Source organism: Staphylococcus caseorum (genome assembly GCF_049943195.1).
GTDB lineage: Bacteria > Bacillota > Bacilli > Staphylococcales > Staphylococcaceae > Staphylococcus > Staphylococcus equorum_A.
In genome coordinates this window covers 81842-102493 of sequence record NZ_JBNFUA010000001.1, presented here as the reverse complement: position 1 = coordinate 102493, position 20652 = coordinate 81842, and the positions used below count along the sequence as shown (strand labels likewise).

The following is a 20652-nucleotide window of genomic DNA, read 5'->3' as shown; positions in this document are numbered from 1 at the left end:
TCATTTCTTCTATTTTACCATGAAATAGACCGTATGTATGGTTTGGTAAGTTTTAGTTATTTCTCTTTAGAAAATACATTTACATGTTAAAATTTAACTATTACTTTTGTTTTTAACAACCAAGGAGCTGTTTACATGAAAAAGCCTTTTACAGTAGTTCAAACTGTTGCTAAAGAAATGATTGACCATAACGGACACGTACATGATGCGAACTATAATATGGTTTTTAGTGATGCAATTAACCAATTTAATTATCAGCATGGTTTATCACTTCAAGAACGTAAAGCATTAAATTATACAATGTTCACTGTCGAGGAACAGACTGCTTATTTATCGGAATTAATTGAAAATGACCAATTCTACATCAGTGTATATATATATAATTATGATGTTAAAAGAGTACATTTCTTCTCTATAATGAAACAACAAGACGGGACAACTGTAGCTACAAATGAAGCTATGATGTTAGGTATTAGCAGAGAGACTAAAAAACCAGCCCCATTCCCTCAACATTATTTAGATCAAATTGTAAGTTATTATGATAATCAAGGACGCATCGATTGGCCTAAACAATTAGGTCATCGTATCAACATTCCACAATAAGGAGCTGTATATTTATGACACAAAATATAAGAGAAATCATACAATTACAACTTTATGATTTATTCGATAATACTAAATTTGAACTTAGTGAACTTAACCAAAATAAAAGTCTCGTTATTAATGGCCCTGATAGTAAACTCATTAAGCGAGGTTTAGATATAAGTTATCTCCAAGGTCAAAAGAAGGCAATCGATGCCATTCATACGCTTTTAAAAACATATACAGACGACCGTACATTCATTGAACATTATAATAATTACACGCTTATTACTTCTGAAGAATTTGAAACATCTGCTTCTAACTTTAGTTCAATGATTGAACCTCAAGATGAATTTGAATTATTTTTAGCCACTCACTATAATCTAATGGGTCAAAAATTAGTTATTGATACAATTAACACACTTATAAATACTTAAACGTAATGAAACGGTAGTGGGACAGAAATCTAATGTTTCTAAAAAGATTTCGTTGTATGAATCATCTCGTCAAAGTTGACCAGAAAATGATTGAGGCTGAGACAAGTATTTATGTCCCAGCCTCATTTTATTTTATTCTATATCTTTTGCCTTTGTAAGTTGGATTTTCATTTAAAATAACTAACTTTATCGTACATTATACATCAATTGTATTAACGATTTGTTTAACCACTTTATGAGACTCTCTAATAGGCAAAAGTTCGAATGCATGAACCATATTTTTATATTCATAATAATGTATGGGTTGTTGACGCTCTTCTAAAATATCAACCAATTTTTTCATATCTGGTTGATAAATTTCACGCGTACCACCAAACATAAATATCGGTGGTAAATGACTTAAATTCCCATTAATAGGTGAAACTTTAGGTTCATCTAGTGAAAAACCTTTTGACCAATGACGCATAATTTTTTGAATACCATATTTATTTAGAATGACATCTTTCTTTTCTAACTCTTCTGTAATCGCTTCGTTTTGTAGATCCGCATCTAGAAGTGGAGACAGTAAATAAAGTTTATTTGGTAAGGGTTGTTGCTTATCTTGTAATTGTTGCATAAAGCCTAATGCTAATGCACCACCAGTCCCATCACCCATAATGACAATTTCATCACTACTCACTTCGGATAATAATTGATTATACACTTCAAAAATAGCACTATATGTGTCATCAATATAGTACTCAGGTGCTTTAGGATAAATTGGCATAACAATTTCATGTAATGTACTTAATGCGAGCTTATCCATTAATCTCCAATGAAATGCTGACGGTTGCAATACATTGTAGCCACCATGTATATATAGTATTTTTTTCTTGCGACTATGCCTAAAACAAAATCTGAAAAGTTGCATGTTCCCTATAGTTTGCTTATCCAAATCAGATTTTACATTTAATGTTTCTGGTTGTTTATGCTTTTTTTCATTCATTTTTAACCTTGTATCTAAAAATCGTTCAAAATCTTGCTCACCTTCAAATAAAATTGATCTATGTGGTAATAAATACTTGTTGATAAATTTTGTTGTCAGTCTTGATTTCATTCATAATCAACCCAATCTCTATATTTAATGTGCATTTTATCAGAATTTTTTAATATAATTTAGTATTTAAAAATTAATGTTATGGTAAAATTAATACAATGACATAAAAAAGAAGATATAATATAATGTAAGTAACATAAAAAACCCCTATTTTAAATGCTATTGAATATTAAATACATTCTATCGATAATTAAAATGTATCAGTTATTAAGCATTATAACAAAACAAAAGTCATAAAATAAGCAGATGCTAATAATAGTTTAGCGAAAGGAGCACCTTATGGCCGAAAAAAACAAACAGTTTGCCGATTTTGAGCACACATTAACGAGCGAGCCTATGCAAAGAGGATCTCGCTACGGTAAAAAGAAACTTTCTTGGGTGAACATACTTATCCAACTTATCGTATTAATATTAGTAGCTATTACAGGCTATAGTATGTTTAAGGAACCTATTTTCAACCTAGTATTTGTCAAAGAAACAGTTGATTTCCATCAACTTACAAACTTTCAGGAAACGATCAATAGCTTCTCTAACTTAAATATCAATGTTGAAAACATTGACAACTTACAAACAAGTATCGATCGTTTAATATTAGTGTTTTATGTATTTTTTATTGCTTGTATCTTTAGTTTAGTTTTAACTATTTTTACGATTATTTTTAATAGAACTGCATTAAAAGTTGTCAATATGTTTATTATTGCTATTATGTTAGTTATTACATTTGGTTTTTCTTACTTAATTAAAAATATTGCTAAACGTATTGCCGATTCAATGAATCAATATTACGTTTCCGTTAGGCCTATTGATATTTTGACAGAAGCCGACGCAATTCATAATGCGCTCATTCTTTTAGGTTGTAGTATTGCATTGATTATCATTAGTATGCTTTTTAGAAATCGTAAACCTCGTATACGTGCTTAATATCGAAAGCATAAGCGTTGATTCATTAAGCTAATACAACTAAATTTAAAATAGAAATAACCAATCCATTAGACAACTAACGGATTGGTTATTTTTGTTTTGAGAATGATTATTTATATCTCATGTTTCTATCTTATTGTTACTTTAATTTTCTTTTGATAAATAATGTTCTTTCCCTTTTAAGAAAAGACTCAATATAAATGCAAGTGCACTTAAACCTGTCGCAACTAAGAACGCACTATTCACACCATTGATGGAGGCAATTTTCTGAACAAATTCTAATAATTGTGATGTCGCTAATTGTTCGCCACCCATTGTTTGTGCCATTTCTTGTAAACGATCTTTAATAAATGGATTCGTTTTATCCAAATCTTGTGAATAAGCAGCGATATGTTCAGTTGTTTGTGTTGACATTACAGTCACTAATAACGCTGTGCCTATAGAACCTGAAAGTTGTCTTAATGTATTGGATAAGGCATTACCATGCGAAATCAAACGTTGTGGCAAGGAGTTCATGCCTGCAGTCATAATCGGCATCATGATAAAACTCATACCAAATGAACGAATCATATAAACTACCATTATGTGATTATACGTTGTATTCCCATTCAGTTTCGACAATTCCCATGTTGCATAAGTCATGATTGCTGTACCTATAAGGGCTAACGGTTTAATACCAATTGTATCTAATAATTTACCTGCAATAGGACCCATTAGACCCATAATTAATGCACCAGGTAATAATAATAACCCAGAATCCATTGGACTAAATCCTTTTAAGTTTTGTAAATACAGAGGCAATAGAATCATACCACCGTATAAACTCATTGTAACAATCATATTGATTATAGTTGTTAAAGTGAAACCTGAATATTTTAATACTTCCATATTCAACATCGGTACACGCATTGTAAGTTCTCTAATAACAAAGGCAATAATAAAGATAACACCTAGCACTAATGAAATTAACACGATAGGTGAAGTCCATGTATTATTCCCCGCTTCACTGAAGCCATATAATAGCGCGCCAAAACCAATGGTACTAAAGATAATACCTGGAACATCTGCTTTAGGGTTTGTCGTAACTTGATATACTCTAAACCATATATAACCAGTAACTAAAGCTACAAGTCCGATGATAAACATACCATAGAACATAACATTCCATTGATAATTTTCAACGATATATCCAGATAATGTTGGACCAATCGCTGGTGCTAAGATCATTGCTATACCTAATGTTCCCATTGCTGCTCCACGTTTTTCTGGTGGGAAAATCGTCATAAATACATTTGTACCCAACGGCATTAATACACCAGCTCCAATGGCTTGTAATACACGTCCTGCCATCATCATTCCAAATGAACCTGATATACCACAGACTAAAGAGCCTAATGTAAATAATGCCATCGCAACTAAAAAGAGTTTACGATAAGAATATTTATTAAATAAAAACGCACTGATAGGAATTAAAATACCGTTGACCAACATAAATCCTGTCATTAGCCACTGACCCGTATTCGCAGAAATATTAAAATCAATATTGATTTCTGGTAAAGCCACGTTCAATAACGTTTGATTTAAAATCGCAATAAACATACCAAAAATCATGGCTACTAAAACTTTGGCTTGTGTAGCGCCTTTACCAAACATAAATGAATTATGTTTGGCTTTTAGTTGTTCATTGACTTGGGCTTCTTCTGAATTTGGATTTATCTTTTCGTGATCAGAATCAGTTTGTTGTTGTACTTCTTCTGTTTCTGTATTGACGGTTTCGCTTTCATCATCAAGCACTTCAGAATCCGATGTAACGTTTTCACTTGTATGATGTATTTCTTCAGATTGTGATGTTGTTTCGCTAGATTTTTCATTGTCTCTTACTTTAAATTTAGATTGATAAGTTTCATTCGATGTGTTGTTTTCATGCTTAGCATGTTCCATTTGTCGCATTGATTTCTTCTTATTTTTTTTAGTGATAAATAGATTCAATAATCCGACAAGAATGAGCGCTATGACTACGTAAATTATAATGAAGGCTATTGTCATTTCAAGCCCTCCTTAGTTTTTATGAATTTTGACTTCAGCGTTCATTCCTGGAACAACATTATTAGATGGTTTTGAATCTAGTGAGATTTTTACAGGTACTACTTGAGAAACTTTAGTATAGTTACCATCACTGTTTGTTGAAGGCATCATTGAAAAACTTGAAGCTGTTGCTTTACCAACTTCTTCTACTTTACCTTTAAGCTCAGCATCTTCACCGTCTAGTGTTATATTTACATCTTTACCTTTTTCAACATCCGCAATATCTTTTTCATCAACATTTGCAGTAATGTATGAATCATCTAAATTATAAGCATAGGCTATTGGCGTTCCAGCTTGCGCCATTGAACCTTCCATACCATCTGTTTTTACAATCGTTCCATCTTGAGGCATTTTAATATCCATATTTTGTGATTGGCCATCTTCACCTTTTGCTGCGATTTCTGCAACTTTGTCACCTTTACTTAACTTCTCATTATTCTTAACGTCAAAAGATTTAATTTCGCCTGCTGATGGAGCTGAAACTTTAATTTGCTCTCCATCAACTTTGGCATTATCTGTACTGACAAATCCTGTAGCTTGATTATAAAAGTGGAAACCAACTACTCCTATTATTACAAGAACTACAATGGTAATGACATTAATTAACACCATTTTCTTCATTACACTTTCCTCCTATTTGCTTTTAAAATTCACCTTATATATTATAGAGTCATGCTAAAGAAAAAAACACCGACACTTCTACTAAATGTGTCGGGTAAGTAATCATATGTTATTTTGAAGGAGATAAAATGAGACAGACAGCTAAAAATAAAATCATTCGAAATATGATTATCCTATTAGAAGAACATCCATTTGAACATATTACTATTAAAATGATTTGCGCATATAGTGGTGTTAACAGAACGACATTCTATGATTATTTTGTGGATAAATATGAGCTTTTATCTACAATTCAAACTTATCACCTAAAGAAGTATATTCAATTATTAGATGTCTTACACAATAGCTTTGAACACACAGAAATCAACTACGAGAAATTATATAAATTTTTCAAAATCATTTTGTGCTATATCCATCGTCATTATGGCTTCTTTCACGCAATATTTGTCACAAATCCAAATCGTGACTTATTTAGCGATTATGTTAAAGAAACCAAACTCAATTATACAAAATTGTTAGATGATTATACGACCGTGGCAAATAAAAAACAGTTTGTTACGTATGCTATCGGGGGACAGCTTGGTATTATCTATTATTGGATACGAGAAGGTTGTATTGAATCACCAAATGAAATGGCACAAATTTTACTTGCAAATGCAATTAAATTAGGGCGTTAATACTGTAATCACTTTCGTATTACGATATTTCTAAAGTACATAAATGAAAAACGGCTGCTAGGTATCCACTAAGGAATCTAACAGCCATTTTTCATTTTCTCTTTATCCAATTTACTATTTAGGCGCTACACGTTTAAATACAAAATAATTTATTATTTGAAGTATCATCAATAATAACCCTACTATCAATATAATTGTGACGTAAGGTATATAACTATCTTCCCCCATTACGCCTACTAGTGGTGATACAAGCCCACCTATTAAGAATTGAACTAATCCTAATAAGCTAGACGCACTTCCATTGCCGCCTGTGTTCTCATCCATTGCAATTGAGAATCCTAGTGTCGCTACTCCTGTAACAGGAGCCACAAGAATAATAAAACCTATAAACAATAGCCAGATAGATAGATGCATGTACAAAATAATGCTTATCCACACAATACCCACTAATTGGATGATTGTTAATACACGTAAAAGAACTTGTCTATCAATATAATCCACTAACTTACCTGTTAATTGACTAGAAATAATGAGACTTATACCTACGGATGCAAACATAATGCTAAATTGCTGAGCAGACATGTCATAAATGCGTTGTGCAATAAAAGGAGATGCAGAAATATAACTAAACAAAATAACGAATGTCACACCTTGTATAAGCATAGGTAATACAAATCGAGGCGTCGCTAATAACTGTTTGAAACTTTTGAAGATACTTACGAGATGTGGACTATCTCGTTGTTCAGTTGACAATGACTCTTTGATATTAAATATCGTTCCAAATAACATAAGCAGACCAAATAAAGTTAATATGACAAAGACCATCCGCCACGTAGAAAATGATAAAATGACGCCCCCTAATGCTGGTGCTAATACTGGTGCAACACCGTTTACTAGCATAAGTAACGCTAAAAATTTAGTTAATTGTTTTCCGGTATACAGATCACTTGATATCGCTCTAGAAATCACCGCTCCTGCTCCACCACAAAATCCTTGTACAAATCGTAAGGCAATCATCCACCAAATATTATCCACAAAAATAATACCTATACTTGCCATAGTAAATAACGCCATAGCTACGATTAGTGGTGTCTTTCGTCCTATAGCATCTGATATCGGACCTACAAATAAATTACCTAATGCTAAACCAATCATAAATAAAGATAATGTTAGTTGTGAATTAGATGTTGTTGTATTGAAATCTGATTGTATCTGTGGCAAACCTGGCAAGAACATATCAATAGATAATGCCCCTATCGCAGTCAACGCGCCTAAGATAATAACAAACAGTAAGGAATTCTTATTTTGCTCTTGATAATTAGACATTTCTTTTCTCCCCAATGTTGAAGCCCTAGCAATTTTAGCTACTTAGTTAACACTTTATATCATATCATTATAAGATAAAGTTTATTGCTATTATTATAGCCTTTGCGAACGCAATTTTAAATAGATGAAGTTAAATTGATATGTAAAAGACAAAGGGAGCGAGAATACATAATCAAAATTTGATATCGTATTCCCGCTCCCACAAGGTAACTATAAAAAGTACGTTTTGCATTAAATTTTCAAATATTTAACTTTCCTCTGAGTATTTCACTACTTTTAAATCATTCGCTTTGTCATTACCTTCAAGTTGATATTCTACCTCACCATATTGGCCATCTTCTTTTAACGCTTGGCCCGTAACATAGAATGTTTTACCTTCTTTTACAATATCAGTGATTTCTGGTTGTTGAAGATAGAATAGTTCATTAGATTTAACGTCCTTTTTAGTATCCTTATATTTTTCACTATCTTTCTTTATATAAGATGATACTAAATTAAAATTACTTTGACTGCGTGCGCTAATCATTGCCGCAATGTATTCACCGAAAAAACGAGACACCTTATTTCTAAAACTATTTTCTTCTTTTTCTTTTTCCTCAACATACTTCTCAATTTCATCATCATCAAAGTTTAAAGTAACCTGTGTTTTATCTTTGAGGTTATCTGTTTTCACTGTTGTTTCTGCTGACTTAAATGTTTTCTTCTTCGCTTGTCCTTCAGCAGATACTGTTATATCTTTTGTTTTGGGATATGGACCAAATTCCTTGGCTTTTGCGTAATCATAAGCTTTGTCATTGATTTTCACTTTAACTGAATCTGTATCTATTTCGGATGCACCATTTAATTCAACTTGTACATATGACTCGTTAAAATCTTCAATAACATCAACTGACTCATTGTTGCTGTTATTAAAGTTGAATTTAAGGTGACCATTGAATTGACCATTTTCCATTTCTTTCTTAGCTTCAAGTGTGTAATCACCTGGAATAAATTTACCTAAAGAAGTTGGCTTATTTTTCTCAGCAACTACCGTTTTTTGTTTATCGTCTGCCTTAAATTTATAAGTTGTTTTTTGTTTAGGTTTCACAATTGCTTCTTTAGTTGGTGCAGTAAAGCTCATATTATCAAATATTAAATAACGTGTTCCATTTTTACTGATTCTCAGAACTTTTTCTCCATTTTTGGCTGTGACAAAATCTGAATTCTTTGTATCATTTTGGTTCAATTTCGCAATTTTACTATTTACATCTTTCACAAAGTTATCCATTCCAACTTCATTTTTTATGTATTTAATATAAGCTTCAGCTTCATTTTCATCAACACTGTTATTTTGGGTACTCAAAAGCGTTGAAAGTTTTTGCGTATCGTTATTATCTACTGCATTTATTATAATCTCTGATTGTGCTTCAGGTGAATTAAAATTTCTTACTAAGAAAAAAACAATGATCAGTAAGATAAGGATAAAGAATGCAATCCCCAAAGGAATAACTTTACGTGCGTTAAAGTTTGCTGTATTTTTATTTGTTTTTGTAGAGCGCGTCATTTTTTCTGAATCGCCTTGTTTTGCTCGATAACCGCAATGACTACACCTTCTCTGCCCATTTCTTATGTTTTCTCCGCACTTTGGACATTTTTGCATTTTATCACCTCTTTACCCTCGATTTTTACACTATCCCGTTATTTTAACACATTATAGGTTGAAACTATATGTCAGATTAATACTGCATAAATTACTATACCTATGCAGTATTGAAGTATTATAATGTATATTTTAAAAGCTATAATATTTATTATATGTGCCTTGCTTAAAAATTGATATACGCATTTAGTCTAATGCTTCAGTTCTGTCATTGGATCATCCGTTGTTCAAAACAATATATCTACAAACTTTATAACTAAATAATTCATAAAATAAAAGCAGCTACTAGTCACCCTAGCTTGGATGCTAACAGCCACTTAATAAGATTCATATTTATCTAATTATAACTTGCTGTGTTTTTAGATTCGTCCTACCATACTAATATTGATTAATGTTACGAATGATGTTTGACATTAAAGTTCTTCAGTCTTTGGTCAATGATTTCCAATACATACCGCGCTTGTTCAATTTCATCATCTGATAAATCATGCAGCATATCACTCACTATGTCATTTATAATAGACTTACTTTTTCTATTAAACTGTTTGCCCTTCTCAGTTAATTTAATATATTTTAATCGTTGATCGCCTGTATCTTCAGATTTATCCCATTGTACAACCTCAGCTTGAATTAGCTTTTTTATTCTTCTACTGACGGCAGCTTTATTTACGCCTTGACGTTCTGTTATTTCTGTTAAAGTCATCGCTTTTCCATTTTCAAGCATTAAAATAACGTTCGCCTGTTCTTTTGATACATTGTACTCTTCTCTTAACGCCTTTAATAATTTAGCTAATAATGTATTTACATCATCTATGAATTCTATATGACTACTTAAATTTTTCACCATTGGTTGCACCTCTTCAATCTCTACTATATGTAATATCATTTTGTCATTTGTTATATTAATAGTATCAATATTTTAACTTCTATAAAAGTTAAAATATATAATGCATCCATTTATGGATGTTGTGTATTGCTTAATATTAATAGTAACGTTTTATACATTTGCTTATTTTAATGGATTCAACTACATTTAATATACTATAAAATACTGGGGTGAAACATGAATATTCTGGCACTACTCTGTAGTTTACTGACAGTACTTATTTTCGTAAGTATGTATTTAAATTTAAAATATTTTGCAAATATCAATATTTTTATTTCCCAGGTAATATTAGGTTATATTGTAATTATATTACGTATTGCTTCTCATCATATCCCTATAGATATCATTGTTGTGATGATTATTGGTTTCTTATTAGTACATATAAAACACAAACATATACTGCAGTATCGTATGAGCGCGCTATTTTTAAAACGACTCTATCGCTTATCTTTTAAAGTCATCGTTTTCACACTTGCTTGTGCCTACATTAGCTTGCTACCGTTTGCATTTAATGTTGTATTTCTATGGTTAGCAGCGATTGCCTTTAGCGCAATTTTCACTTTTATTTGTTATGTATCTTGCGCTTCTTGTTATTTAAATCAACAACACATCGCAAAATTTGATACGATACTCGTCTTAGGTGCAGGTATTTTTAATGAACATGTCACGCCTATGCTAGCTAGTAGATTAGACCGAGCATTAGCCTTGTTTAATCGACAACCAAATGCGCAATTAATCGTAAGTGGCGGGCAAGGTACGGATGAACCTATATCTGAAGCTTTGGCAATGTTTCGTTACTTAGTTGACCGTGGCGTGAATCCAGATCAAATCTTAATGGAAGATGCATCTACGAGTACATATGAAAATATTAAATTTACAAAAGCACTGATACAACAGTCATTTAAAATAAAACCTAAGATTGTCTGTGTTACAAGTCAATTTCATATTATGCGTGCAGTCCGCTTCGGCCAAAAGTTAGACCTTAAATTAACAGGTGTAGGAAGTCATACGCCCTATCACTTTTTTGAAGTTGCTTTAATTAGAGATTTTTTAGCATTAATGTATCAATACAAGTTATTGCTAACAGTCTACTTCGCTACATTGTTTTTTGCTTGTATTTTTGCATTGTGGCACATCCCTACTCTGTAGACATATAATTTTAAAAACAACCAGCTTAAATCAACTAAAATTAGCAATTTAGCAAATAGGTCAACATGACATAGTACTAAGCATTAATTAATGGCAATAAACATAAGATGAATGAGAACGTAAAAAAACAAGAGGCTGGGACATATCACATGTCTCAGCCTCTTGTTTTATATTGGCAGTGCCTGACTGAATTGAACTTTTATGGTCTATGAATTCACTATTACACCATTATCTAATTCAATTACTCTGTCTGCATATTGAAATAATCGTTTATCATGGGTAATCATTATACCTATCATTTTTTTACTTTGTATTTGATTTTTAATCATGTGAATAACTTCAGTTGCACGTTCTGCATCTAAACTTGCTGTAGGTTCATCCGCAAGTATAATTTTAGGATTGTTCATCAATGCTCTCATAATCGCTACACGTTGTTTCTCCCCACCAGATAACATATGTGGAAATACATTTAAACGGTGTTCTAATCCTATTTGTTTTAATAACATTTCCGCTCTTTGATTAGCATCATTTTTAGACATTCCAGCTTCTTTACCTATTGTCGTTAACTGTGCTTTCACTTTTAAATAAGGTACTAAATGTGAAGATTGAAATATAAATCCAATTTCATTCAATCTTAATTCTGATGCTTTTTTATCTCCTGCATATAACGGAGAACCATTATACAAAATGTCACCACTATTTTGTGAGAGTAAACCACCTAAAATAGTAAGCAATGTTGTCTTACCTGAACCTGACGCACCATTTAATATTACGAATTCTCCATCATTCACTTCAAAGTTTATTCCTTTTAATACTGGCGTTTCTGATGGACCTTTACCAAATGTTTTTTTAATATTTTTTACTTGTAAACTCATTATTCTCCACCTCCAATTGCTTCAATAGGGTCTACTTTAAATAGTTTAATGAATGATAATACCGCACCTATAATTGCCACTACAATAAATACGCCTACAACTAATAAAAGATTAGATGCTGTTACGTGGAATGGCATCGATACTGGCATAATTAATGATAAACCACTCACGAAGCCGACAGAAATCAATACACCGATCATAGTAGTAATTAATATTTGAATTAATAATGCACTTAATAAATGTTTTGTTTTGATTCCAATTGCTTTTAAGATACCGATTTCTGGTATTTTTTGAATCGTCATAACATAGAAGAATGCGCTAAGTACGATCGCTGAAATCACGAATAAACTTACAATCATCATATTTAATGGCGCTTGCTCTGCTTGATAACTTGGTATTTCACTTGTAATATCATCTTGTGTAAATACTTTGACATCTGAGATTTTATTTACTTCATCTTGTTGTTTACTTGTTAAGTCTTTAACAGGATAAACTGTACTCACTTGTTTGTTCAAGTTGTCGAAACCACTGTCATTCATCATCACGACTGAGCTATGTGAATGCATCGTATCGTTGATAACACCTGATACTCTTAATTCTTTACCATCTTTAACTTCAACCATGTCACCGACGTTTATACCTTCGGCAGTAAGCTTGCTGTTGATTGCAAATTCATTATCTTTTGTTGGATAACTACCTTCTGCCAATTCAGGCTTGTCATTATCTACCGTATTAATCATCACAACATCTTCTTCGGCTTTATTAATTTTTAATGTTTGTGACGCTAATTTTAATGGTTCTTGATTTGTAATATCTTCTATTTTCTTTTGTTGTTCTGGTTTGATAATTGATTTCTCAATTTGTGGTTGCTTATTGTCTTGTAAAACATATTTTTCAGTTTTCATGTTGTCTAACATCGATATATTTTCTCTCGCTAACCCCTGTGCTAGTCCACTAATAAATAAGACCATAACACCTAGTAATAAAATGATTAACATAATTAAAATATAACGGAATTTATAATATTTAATCTCCTGCCATGCTAATTTCATTATTTCCCACTCCTTCTCTAAAACTTATATCTAGAGTTTATCCTCCTTATGTGAACTCAATATGAACTCATGTTCATTTTTAAAACTTTTGTTATTTGTTAAGTCATTTAGTAACGTTTATAATGACATTAAAATGAAGAAGGAGACATTGCCCATGACAACTTGTCTAATTGTCGATGATGACAAAAAAATCTTAGAGTATGTTTCTAATTATATTAGTCGTGAAGGATTAGAAACAATTACGCAATCAAGTGCTGAAGATGCATTGTCCTACCTTGAATCCAATCAAGTAGACATTGCCATTGTAGATATTATGATGGGTGGCATGAGCGGTTTTGAGCTTTGTAAGATTTTAAAAGAAGATTACAATATGCCGGTCATCATGTTAACTGCACGTGATGCTTTAAGCGATAAAGAGCAAGCTTATTTAACAGGCACGGATGACTATGTCACGAAACCTTTTGAAGTGAAAGAACTTATTTTCAGAATTAAAGCTGTGCTTAAACGCTATAATATTAATGCTAATAATGAAATTACTATTGGCAACCTGACGATTAATCAAGCGTATTTAGAATTACAAACAGCATCTAAAACGATGAATTTGCCTAATAAAGAATTCCAATTACTATTTATCCTTGCTTCTCATCCAAGACAAGTTTTTAACCGTGATGATTTAATAGAAAAAATATGGGGATTTGATTATGAAGGTGATGAACGCACTGTCGATGTTCACATTAAACGTCTTAGAAAGAGGCTTGAAAAATTGGAAGCATCAGTAACAATTCATACAGTGCGTGGATTGGGTTATAAGGTGGATGATCATGTTTAAATCACTCTATACACGCATTGCAGTGTATACCATTGTTGTTATGCTCTTCAGTGCAGCAGTCAGTTTTTTATGTACAAATATTATTTATCATAATTTTTTGAAAGAAAATAATGATGCAAAAATTATGCGTACTTTAAAAGATTCGATGGAATACCAAAATGAATCAAAAATAGATAGCTATCCACCATTTTTCAAACATTTAGGTGAAATGAACTACCAAATTATGACTATTTCAGAAAACGGAAAAAGAACATACTATGGTGAACCATTCAGAAAAGATAATATAGCACAACAAGAAGTTCAAAGCGTACTAAACGGTAAAGATTATCATGGTATTAAAAATTTACCTTACGCGCCTATTATTACTGGTTTTTTTGAAAACACTACTCAAAACACAGTAGGTATTGCTTTTGAATCCAAAGGTCAAAACTATGCTGTCTTCATGAGACCAGATATTGGTAAAACATTTAGTGAATTTAGAATATTCTTAGCGATATTAATATCGTTATTACTCATTATCTCTATCATTCTAGTTATTTCTTCAACTTATACATTAATCAAACCCATTCAACAATTGAAAAATGCGACAGAACGTCTTATGCAAGGTAATTTTGATACGGCCATTAAGATCACCCGTAAAGATGAATTAGGCACGTTACAATATCGATTTGATAAAATGAGACTTTCATTAAAACAATTAGATGATATGAGACAACATTTCGTTCAGAACGTTTCTCATGAAATAAAAACACCATTAACCCATATTCATCATCTACTTGATCAGCTCAAATTCGCTAAGAGTGATCAAGAACGTGAGCGCTATATTGATGATATTTACCAAATCACTACACAACTTAGCGAATTAACAAAAGAACTTTTACTGTTATCGGAAATTGATAATGGTGCACATCTTGAATTTAAAGATCACATTGAACTTAACCAACTTTTAAAACAAATTATTCGCCATGAACAATTTCCTGCCAATGAAAAAGATTTAATCATTATGTCAGATTTAGAGAATATTGAAATGATTGGTAACGAACGCTTATTACATCAAGCATTCCAAAACCTCATTACAAATGCCATTAAATATTCAATTCAAGGTGGCACGATAGATATTATGCTCAAACAAGATTTAGATTCTATCAATTGTACGATTACAGACGATGGTCAGGGTATGACTGAAGAAACCCAATCTCGTTTGTTCGAACGTTTTTATAAAGCAAGTAACCATGACAACAGTAATGGCTTAGGCCTTGCTATTGCTAAGGCCATTTTTGAACTACATGGAGGTACGATATCCATAGTAAGCGAAAAAAATAAGGGCACTACATTCTCTATCGAAATCCGTAAAAGTTAAACTAAAAGCGCACGGTTAGCCTAGTATGATACTAGATTAACCGTGCGCTTATTTTCATTGCTTATTATCATATCAATGCTAAAGCAATATTAATTTATTTTTAGATTTTTCGTGATCTCTTTATTCAATTTCGTATAAAGTGCTTCATTATCTGATAATTTCATGCCATATGAAGGTACCATTGTTTTTACTTTATCTTCCCATTGTTTAAATTCTTCACCATAGCAGCGTTTAAGCATATCAAGCATAATATCTACTGCTGTAGAAGCACCAGGCGACGCACCTAACAATGCAGACAATGAACCGTCTTCAGAAGTTATAACTTCTGTACCAAATTGCAATGTTCCTTTACCATTTTCTGTATCTTTTATAACTTGCACACGTTGACCAGCTACAACAATTTCCCAATCTTCACTCTTAGCATTAGGAACAAATTGACGTAAGTCTTCCATACGCTCTTCATTTGAAAGGGTAAGTTGTGAAATTAAATATTTTGTTAAACTCATTTCTTTAATTCCTGCAGACAGCATTGTAATTAAGTTATTTGGTTTTACAGACTTAATTAAATCCATATTTGAACCAGTTTTCATGAATTTAGGTGAAAATCCTGCAAATGGACCAAATAATATTGTACGTTTGCCATCTATGTAACGTGTGTCTAAATGTGGTACTGACATTGGTGGCGCTCCTACTGAAGCTTTTCCATATACTTTAGCAAGATGTTGTGTTGTAATAGATTCATCTTTACATACTAAGAACAAGCCACTTACAGGGAATCCACCAACATGTTTAGATTCTTTAATACCTGTTTTTTGTAGCAATTGTAAACTTGCCCCACCAGCACCGATGAACACGAAATCACTTTCAACAAATGTCACGATATCTGTTTGTAAATCTTTAACTTTCATCTCCCAAACACCGTCTTCACGTTGTTTAAGATCTTGTACTTCATGTTCATAATTCAATTCAACTTGCTTTTCTTCTAAGTTTTCAAATAACTTTTTAGTTAGTGCACCGAAGTTAACATCTGTGCCAGTTTTATCATAACTCATTGCCACTGGTACATGAGATGTACGACCTTCCATCATCAGTGGCACCCAATCAGCTATTTTATCTTTATTATCAGTAATTTCCATATTACTGAATAGAATGTTTTTATTTAATCTCTCCACACGTCTTTTTAAGAAATCTACATTTCGGACGCCTTGTACAAAGCTCATGTGAGGTACAGGCTTAATAAACGCCTCGGGCTGCGTAAGTTGACCTTGTTTAACTAAGTAATTCCAAAATTGTTTAGTAACTTGGAATTGTTCATTAATTTTTACGGCCTTATTTATATCTATTGAACCATCTTTATTTTCTTTTGTATAATTCAACTCACATAATGCAGAGTGACCGGTTCCTGCATTATTCCAACCATTAGAACTTTCTTCTGCTGGTGTAGATAACCTTTCATACATCTTAATCTCTTTCTCTGGTGCGAGTTCTTTTAATATAGTTCCTAATGTTGCGCTCATGATACCGCCACCGATTAAGATGACATCTGTTTTGCTATGTTTTGTGCTCATAACAAACACAGTCCCCCTTTTATATATGTTTATAGAAACGTTATCTTTATCCTTTTAGAAAATGGGATGAAGCGTTTTCTATAACTAAAAAATAAAAAACCTTGCCGTTATAATTGATTAAAATATAAAAATAACGAAATATATCTTTATACTTCTCTAATTATATACGTAATTGGCCTATGAAAAAAGGGCTTTCAGTAATTCTACACAAATTTTGTTAATATGTGTTAACCAAACTATTAAATAAAAGTTCTATTATATCTTCTAAAAAGACGTTAATACGCTTTTTAAATACTTAAATAAGTTTGATACTACTCATAAAAAAACATCATACAATTCATGATATAATGAATTCTAATTTAAGTTAAGAAACATTTGGAGGTTCTCGGATGAAATCAATCACTTTTTTCATGCATAATATTTATGCTATGGGCGGCACTGTAAAGTCTATTTCACAATTAGCTAATACGCTAGCTAAAAAAGGTCATAAAATCGAAATTATTTCTGTATTTAAAGGTGATATAAAACCTTATTTCGAACTCCATGATTCTATAGTTATAAAACCTTTGATCAATTATCAGTTACACCCTAAAAATTTTAAAGATTTATTTTTTAACCGCATCAATAAATACACTTCAATTTCTAAACCTAAAGTACTTTCAAAAAACGAACCGGGTTTAAATCAATTTTCACGTTATATAGAGAAAAAGATGATTAGATCCATCCGTAAAATTGATACAGACATTCTAATCGGAACTAGAGCCAGTTTTAATATATTGATTGCAAAATACGCACAAAACAACATTGAAACCATTGGCATGGAGCACATGAATTTTGAAGCCCATCCCGAAGCATTTCAACAAGAAATCATTGATGCATATACCGCTTTAGATAAAGTGACTACACTTACTACTGTAGATAAAATTAAATATCAATCATTTATTCAAACACCTGTTTACCTTGTTCCAAATATTTTAGATGAACCTAGACTTACTATCACAAAAGAAAAAATAATTACTGCAGCTGGCCGTTTAGAATATGAAAAAGGGTTCGACTTACTCATCGATAGTATTAATCCTATTCAACATATCGTCAGAAAATTTGGCTATAAAGTACACATTTTCGGAGAAGGTCAGGAAAGAGAAGCGCTACAACAACTTATTGATCGTTATAATTTATCAGATATTGTTTTACTACAAGGTTCAACGCAACAATTAAACGAAAAATTAGCAATTAGTGAAATTACAGTCGTTCCTTCGCGTAACGAAGGTTTCGGCATGGTTATCTTAGAAGCCATGAACCAAAGTAATATTGTAGTAAGCTTTAGTGGAAACGCTGGCCCTGATTCTATTATTAAAAATAATGTGAATGGTTATTTAATAGATCACACGAACGTGACTGAATTATCGAATAAACTGCGTAGACTAATCAATCAAGAATTCAAAGAACACGTCCTTATAGAAAATGGTTTCAAGACCGTCGCTGCTTATGCGCCTGAAGCTATTTATCAACAGTTTTCAAATATGCTTAATTCACACACACCATAGTGCTTTATCCAAAACGTAAACAAATCAAACGTTAATTATGACGTTTGATTTGTTTTTTTAAACCTAAGTATCGACAATGATTTGGCTCCGTCCAGTAGAATAGCTCGAGCTGAAGAATACAGGCTGAGGCCGTGCTTTAGGCAAGTGAGTATGAAACTTATATAGTGAAGTCAAATTTATACTTGTGGAAAGCGTACAAAAAAACTGCCAACAAAGTCACGGGCTTTGTCGACAGCCAAATAATGTGTAGTCGTTTTTAATTATTTATTTCTATATAAAGAAATTCAAGATAAATGTCCAAATACATATGAATACGAGCATCGCAATACTATAGCGTAATGTCATTTTCAACAGTTGAGATTCTTTACCAACTTGTTGAACAGATGCAGTAGCGATTGCAATAGATTGTGGAGATATAAGTTTCGCTGCTACACCACCAACAGTATTGGCAGAAACGAGTAACGCACCACTTGCTCCTATATTATTTGCAACAGCTGCTTGAATCGGCGCAAATAACGTATTATTATTTGTCACTGATCCAGTTAAGAAGACGCCAATCCAACCTAAAATTGGAGATAATAATGGGAATATAGCGCCTGTTTTTGCAATACCTTCACCAATTACATTACTTAACCCTGCATACGTCATAAGTTTTGAAATTACTAAGATAAAGCATATTGTGATGATTGGTAACCAAAGTTCTTTAAATGAAAGTTTAAATAGTCGACCACCATCAGCAAAACCAACACGTTTAGACATTAAAATAGTAATAATTATTACTAAAAGAATGGCTGTACCTGTTTGACCAATTAGGTTTAATGGAAGACTAATTGCTTTATTTGCAATCTCACTGTATGTGCCCGGTAATGTGATGTTAAAGACGAACGCTTCTAATGCGCCACCTGGCTCAAACAGTGCTTTGAAATTTGGTGCACTCCATATCATTACAAATACAGTTAAAATAAAGAACGGGCTCCATGCATAAACAATTTCTTTCGCTTTATGTTGCTCAATTTGTTGTGGTTTCTCTTCTTTATTAATTCTAAAGATATGTTTTGGTTGGAATTTTTTAGAAAATAAAGCTAATGCTAACATTGCACCTAATGGCGGAATAATATCTGCTAATTCAGGTCCAACAAATAATGTAATTACAGCTTGTAACACTGTATAAGTAATACTTACAATTAAGATGGCTGGCAATGTTTCTTTAATACCTTTGAAACCATCAATAATCCATATCAATAGAAATGGTACCGCCATATTCATAATGAATAAAGTTAGCGTAGACATTTGTGAGACTGCCATACCTGTAATATCTTCTGGTAAACCTAAAGTATTAATTACAGTAATCGGTAAACCAATCGCACCAAACGCTCCTGCCGTAGCATTTGCAATTAAACATAACATCGCTGCTTGTAATGGAGCGAAACCTAGTTGAGTAAGTAAAAGTGCACAGATTGCAATTGGCACGCCAAAACCTGCAGCACCTTCTAAGAATCCATTAAACGCAAACCCAATAAGTAATAATTGGATACGTTGGTCTTGTGAGATACTAGATATACTATCTTGGATAGTTTGGAACTGCCCTGTTTCAGTTGTAACTTTATATAATAATACTGCCATGATAACAATATAACCAATAGGTATGATACCTTGGAAAAATCCTTCGACAACTGCACCAGAAGCAATACTTACTGGTAGTTTAAAGCACAATATTGCAATGATTAATGTAACGACTACAGTAGTAATTGCAGCATATATCCCTTTCATTCTAAACACAGTTAAGCATAACAAGAATAAAATAATAGGAATCGCTGCAATGATAGATGAGACTAATACATTGTTAAAGGGGTTAAAAGTTTCTACAAACATTCGTTTCACCACTTCTTTCTATTTTAATTTTTGGGGTAGATTATTATTGTGATTTTTTTCACAATGAAATTATAACATTTTCTGTCTTAAATACAATATACTTTTTAAAACTTTCGTTATTTTTTTAGCG

At 32.1% G+C, this 20652-nt stretch carries 18 protein-coding genes; 8 read left to right on the top strand and 10 right to left on the bottom strand.

What is annotated here, in order from left to right:
- Positions 1-135: 135 nt before the first annotated feature.
- Both ACP3TL_RS00500 and ACP3TL_RS00495 read left to right on the top strand, forming a co-directional pair.
- Complete coding sequence (locus ACP3TL_RS00500) at positions 136-603, top strand: thioesterase family protein (RefSeq protein ID WP_069832966.1); 468 nt, start codon at positions 136-138, stop codon at positions 601-603.
- A 14-nt stretch (positions 604-617) separates the two neighbouring features.
- Positions 618-1019 (top strand): hypothetical protein, encoded by a 402-nt coding sequence (locus ACP3TL_RS00495; RefSeq protein WP_069832965.1) that lies wholly within the window; start codon positions 618-620, stop codon positions 1017-1019.
- A 196-nt stretch (positions 1020-1215) separates the two neighbouring features.
- Here ACP3TL_RS00495 and ACP3TL_RS00490 read toward each other — a convergent pair whose 3' ends face one another.
- Complete coding sequence (locus ACP3TL_RS00490; RefSeq protein WP_069817582.1) at positions 1216-2115, bottom strand: alpha/beta hydrolase fold domain-containing protein; 900 nt, start codon at positions 2113-2115, stop codon at positions 1216-1218.
- Between the two features lie 279 nt (positions 2116-2394).
- Between ACP3TL_RS00490 and ACP3TL_RS00485 the strand changes: the two genes are divergently transcribed.
- Positions 2395-3036, top strand: a complete 642-nt coding sequence (locus ACP3TL_RS00485; RefSeq protein ID WP_069832964.1) for a hypothetical protein — start codon at positions 2395-2397, stop codon at positions 3034-3036.
- A 144-nt stretch (positions 3037-3180) separates the two neighbouring features.
- Here the strand turns inward: ACP3TL_RS00485 and ACP3TL_RS00480 are convergent, their stop codons facing one another.
- Positions 3181-5082, bottom strand: a complete 1902-nt coding sequence (locus tag ACP3TL_RS00480) for a DHA2 family efflux MFS transporter permease subunit (RefSeq protein ID WP_069832963.1) — start codon at positions 5080-5082, stop codon at positions 3181-3183.
- A gap of 12 nt (positions 5083-5094) precedes the next feature.
- Positions 5095-5742, bottom strand: a complete 648-nt coding sequence (locus ACP3TL_RS00475) for an HlyD family secretion protein (protein ID WP_069832962.1) — start codon at positions 5740-5742, stop codon at positions 5095-5097.
- 128 nt (positions 5743-5870) lie between these two features.
- On the opposite strand from ACP3TL_RS00475, the gene ACP3TL_RS00470 reads away from it, so the two are divergent.
- Positions 5871-6419 carry a TetR/AcrR family transcriptional regulator gene (locus tag ACP3TL_RS00470; protein WP_069817578.1) on the top strand — a complete coding sequence of 183 codons (549 nt, stop codon included), beginning with the start codon at positions 5871-5873 and terminating at the stop codon, positions 6417-6419.
- A 114-nt stretch (positions 6420-6533) separates the two neighbouring features.
- Here ACP3TL_RS00470 and tcaB read toward each other — a convergent pair whose 3' ends face one another.
- The 3 genes from tcaB to tcaR all read right to left on the bottom strand — a co-directional run bounded on the left by tcaB (position 6534) and on the right by tcaR (position 10231).
- Entirely contained in the window at positions 6534-7745 is a 1212-nt protein-coding gene (tcaB, locus tag ACP3TL_RS00465) for a putative multidrug effflux MFS transporter TcaB (protein ID WP_069832961.1), read from the bottom strand.
- Positions 7746-7992: 247 nt separating this feature from the next.
- The gene (gene tcaA / locus ACP3TL_RS00460) at positions 7993-9384 is read right to left on the bottom strand and encodes a membrane-associated protein TcaA (protein WP_069832960.1); all 1392 of its coding nucleotides are present in this window, start codon (positions 9382-9384) and stop codon (positions 7993-7995) included.
- 394 nt (positions 9385-9778) lie between these two features.
- Complete coding sequence (gene tcaR / locus ACP3TL_RS00455; protein WP_285326398.1) at positions 9779-10231, bottom strand: MarR family transcriptional regulator TcaR; 453 nt, start codon at positions 10229-10231, stop codon at positions 9779-9781.
- Between the two features lie 216 nt (positions 10232-10447).
- Between tcaR and ACP3TL_RS00450 the strand changes: the two genes are divergently transcribed.
- Positions 10448-11419 (top strand): YdcF family protein, encoded by a 972-nt coding sequence (locus ACP3TL_RS00450; protein WP_069832959.1) that lies wholly within the window; start codon positions 10448-10450, stop codon positions 11417-11419.
- A gap of 206 nt (positions 11420-11625) precedes the next feature.
- Here ACP3TL_RS00450 and ACP3TL_RS00445 read toward each other — a convergent pair whose 3' ends face one another.
- The gene (locus tag ACP3TL_RS00445; protein ID WP_069817573.1) at positions 11626-12294 is read right to left on the bottom strand and encodes an ABC transporter ATP-binding protein; all 669 of its coding nucleotides are present in this window, start codon (positions 12292-12294) and stop codon (positions 11626-11628) included.
- A complete protein-coding gene (locus ACP3TL_RS00440; protein ID WP_069817571.1) occupies positions 12294-13346 on the bottom strand; it encodes an ABC transporter permease in 1053 nt (350 codons plus the stop codon). The genes ACP3TL_RS00445 and ACP3TL_RS00440 overlap by 1 nt, the downstream gene beginning before the upstream one ends.
- A gap of 154 nt (positions 13347-13500) precedes the next feature.
- Here ACP3TL_RS00440 and ACP3TL_RS00435 point away from each other — a divergent pair, with 154 nt between their 5' ends.
- The gene (locus tag ACP3TL_RS00435; protein ID WP_069817568.1) at positions 13501-14175 is read left to right on the top strand and encodes a response regulator transcription factor; all 675 of its coding nucleotides are present in this window, start codon (positions 13501-13503) and stop codon (positions 14173-14175) included.
- Positions 14168-15535: a HAMP domain-containing sensor histidine kinase gene (locus ACP3TL_RS00430; protein WP_069832958.1), complete on the top strand. Its 1368-nt coding sequence runs from the start codon at positions 14168-14170 to the stop codon at positions 15533-15535. Before ACP3TL_RS00435 ends, ACP3TL_RS00430 begins: the two co-directional genes overlap by 8 nt.
- 89 nt (positions 15536-15624) lie before the next feature.
- Here the strand turns inward: ACP3TL_RS00430 and mqo are convergent, their stop codons facing one another.
- Positions 15625-17103, bottom strand: a complete 1479-nt coding sequence (mqo, locus tag ACP3TL_RS00425; protein ID WP_069817565.1) for a malate dehydrogenase (quinone) — start codon at positions 17101-17103, stop codon at positions 15625-15627.
- A gap of 389 nt (positions 17104-17492) precedes the next feature.
- Here mqo and ACP3TL_RS00420 point away from each other — a divergent pair, with 389 nt between their 5' ends.
- Positions 17493-18650 carry a glycosyltransferase family 4 protein gene (locus ACP3TL_RS00420; RefSeq protein WP_069832957.1) on the top strand — a complete coding sequence of 386 codons (1158 nt, stop codon included), beginning with the start codon at positions 17493-17495 and terminating at the stop codon, positions 18648-18650.
- Positions 18651-18920: 270 nt separating this feature from the next.
- Here ACP3TL_RS00420 and ACP3TL_RS00415 read toward each other — a convergent pair whose 3' ends face one another.
- Positions 18921-20522 carry an L-lactate permease gene (locus ACP3TL_RS00415; RefSeq protein ID WP_069817562.1) on the bottom strand — a complete coding sequence of 534 codons (1602 nt, stop codon included), beginning with the start codon at positions 20520-20522 and terminating at the stop codon, positions 18921-18923.
- Positions 20523-20652 lie beyond the last annotated feature (130 nt).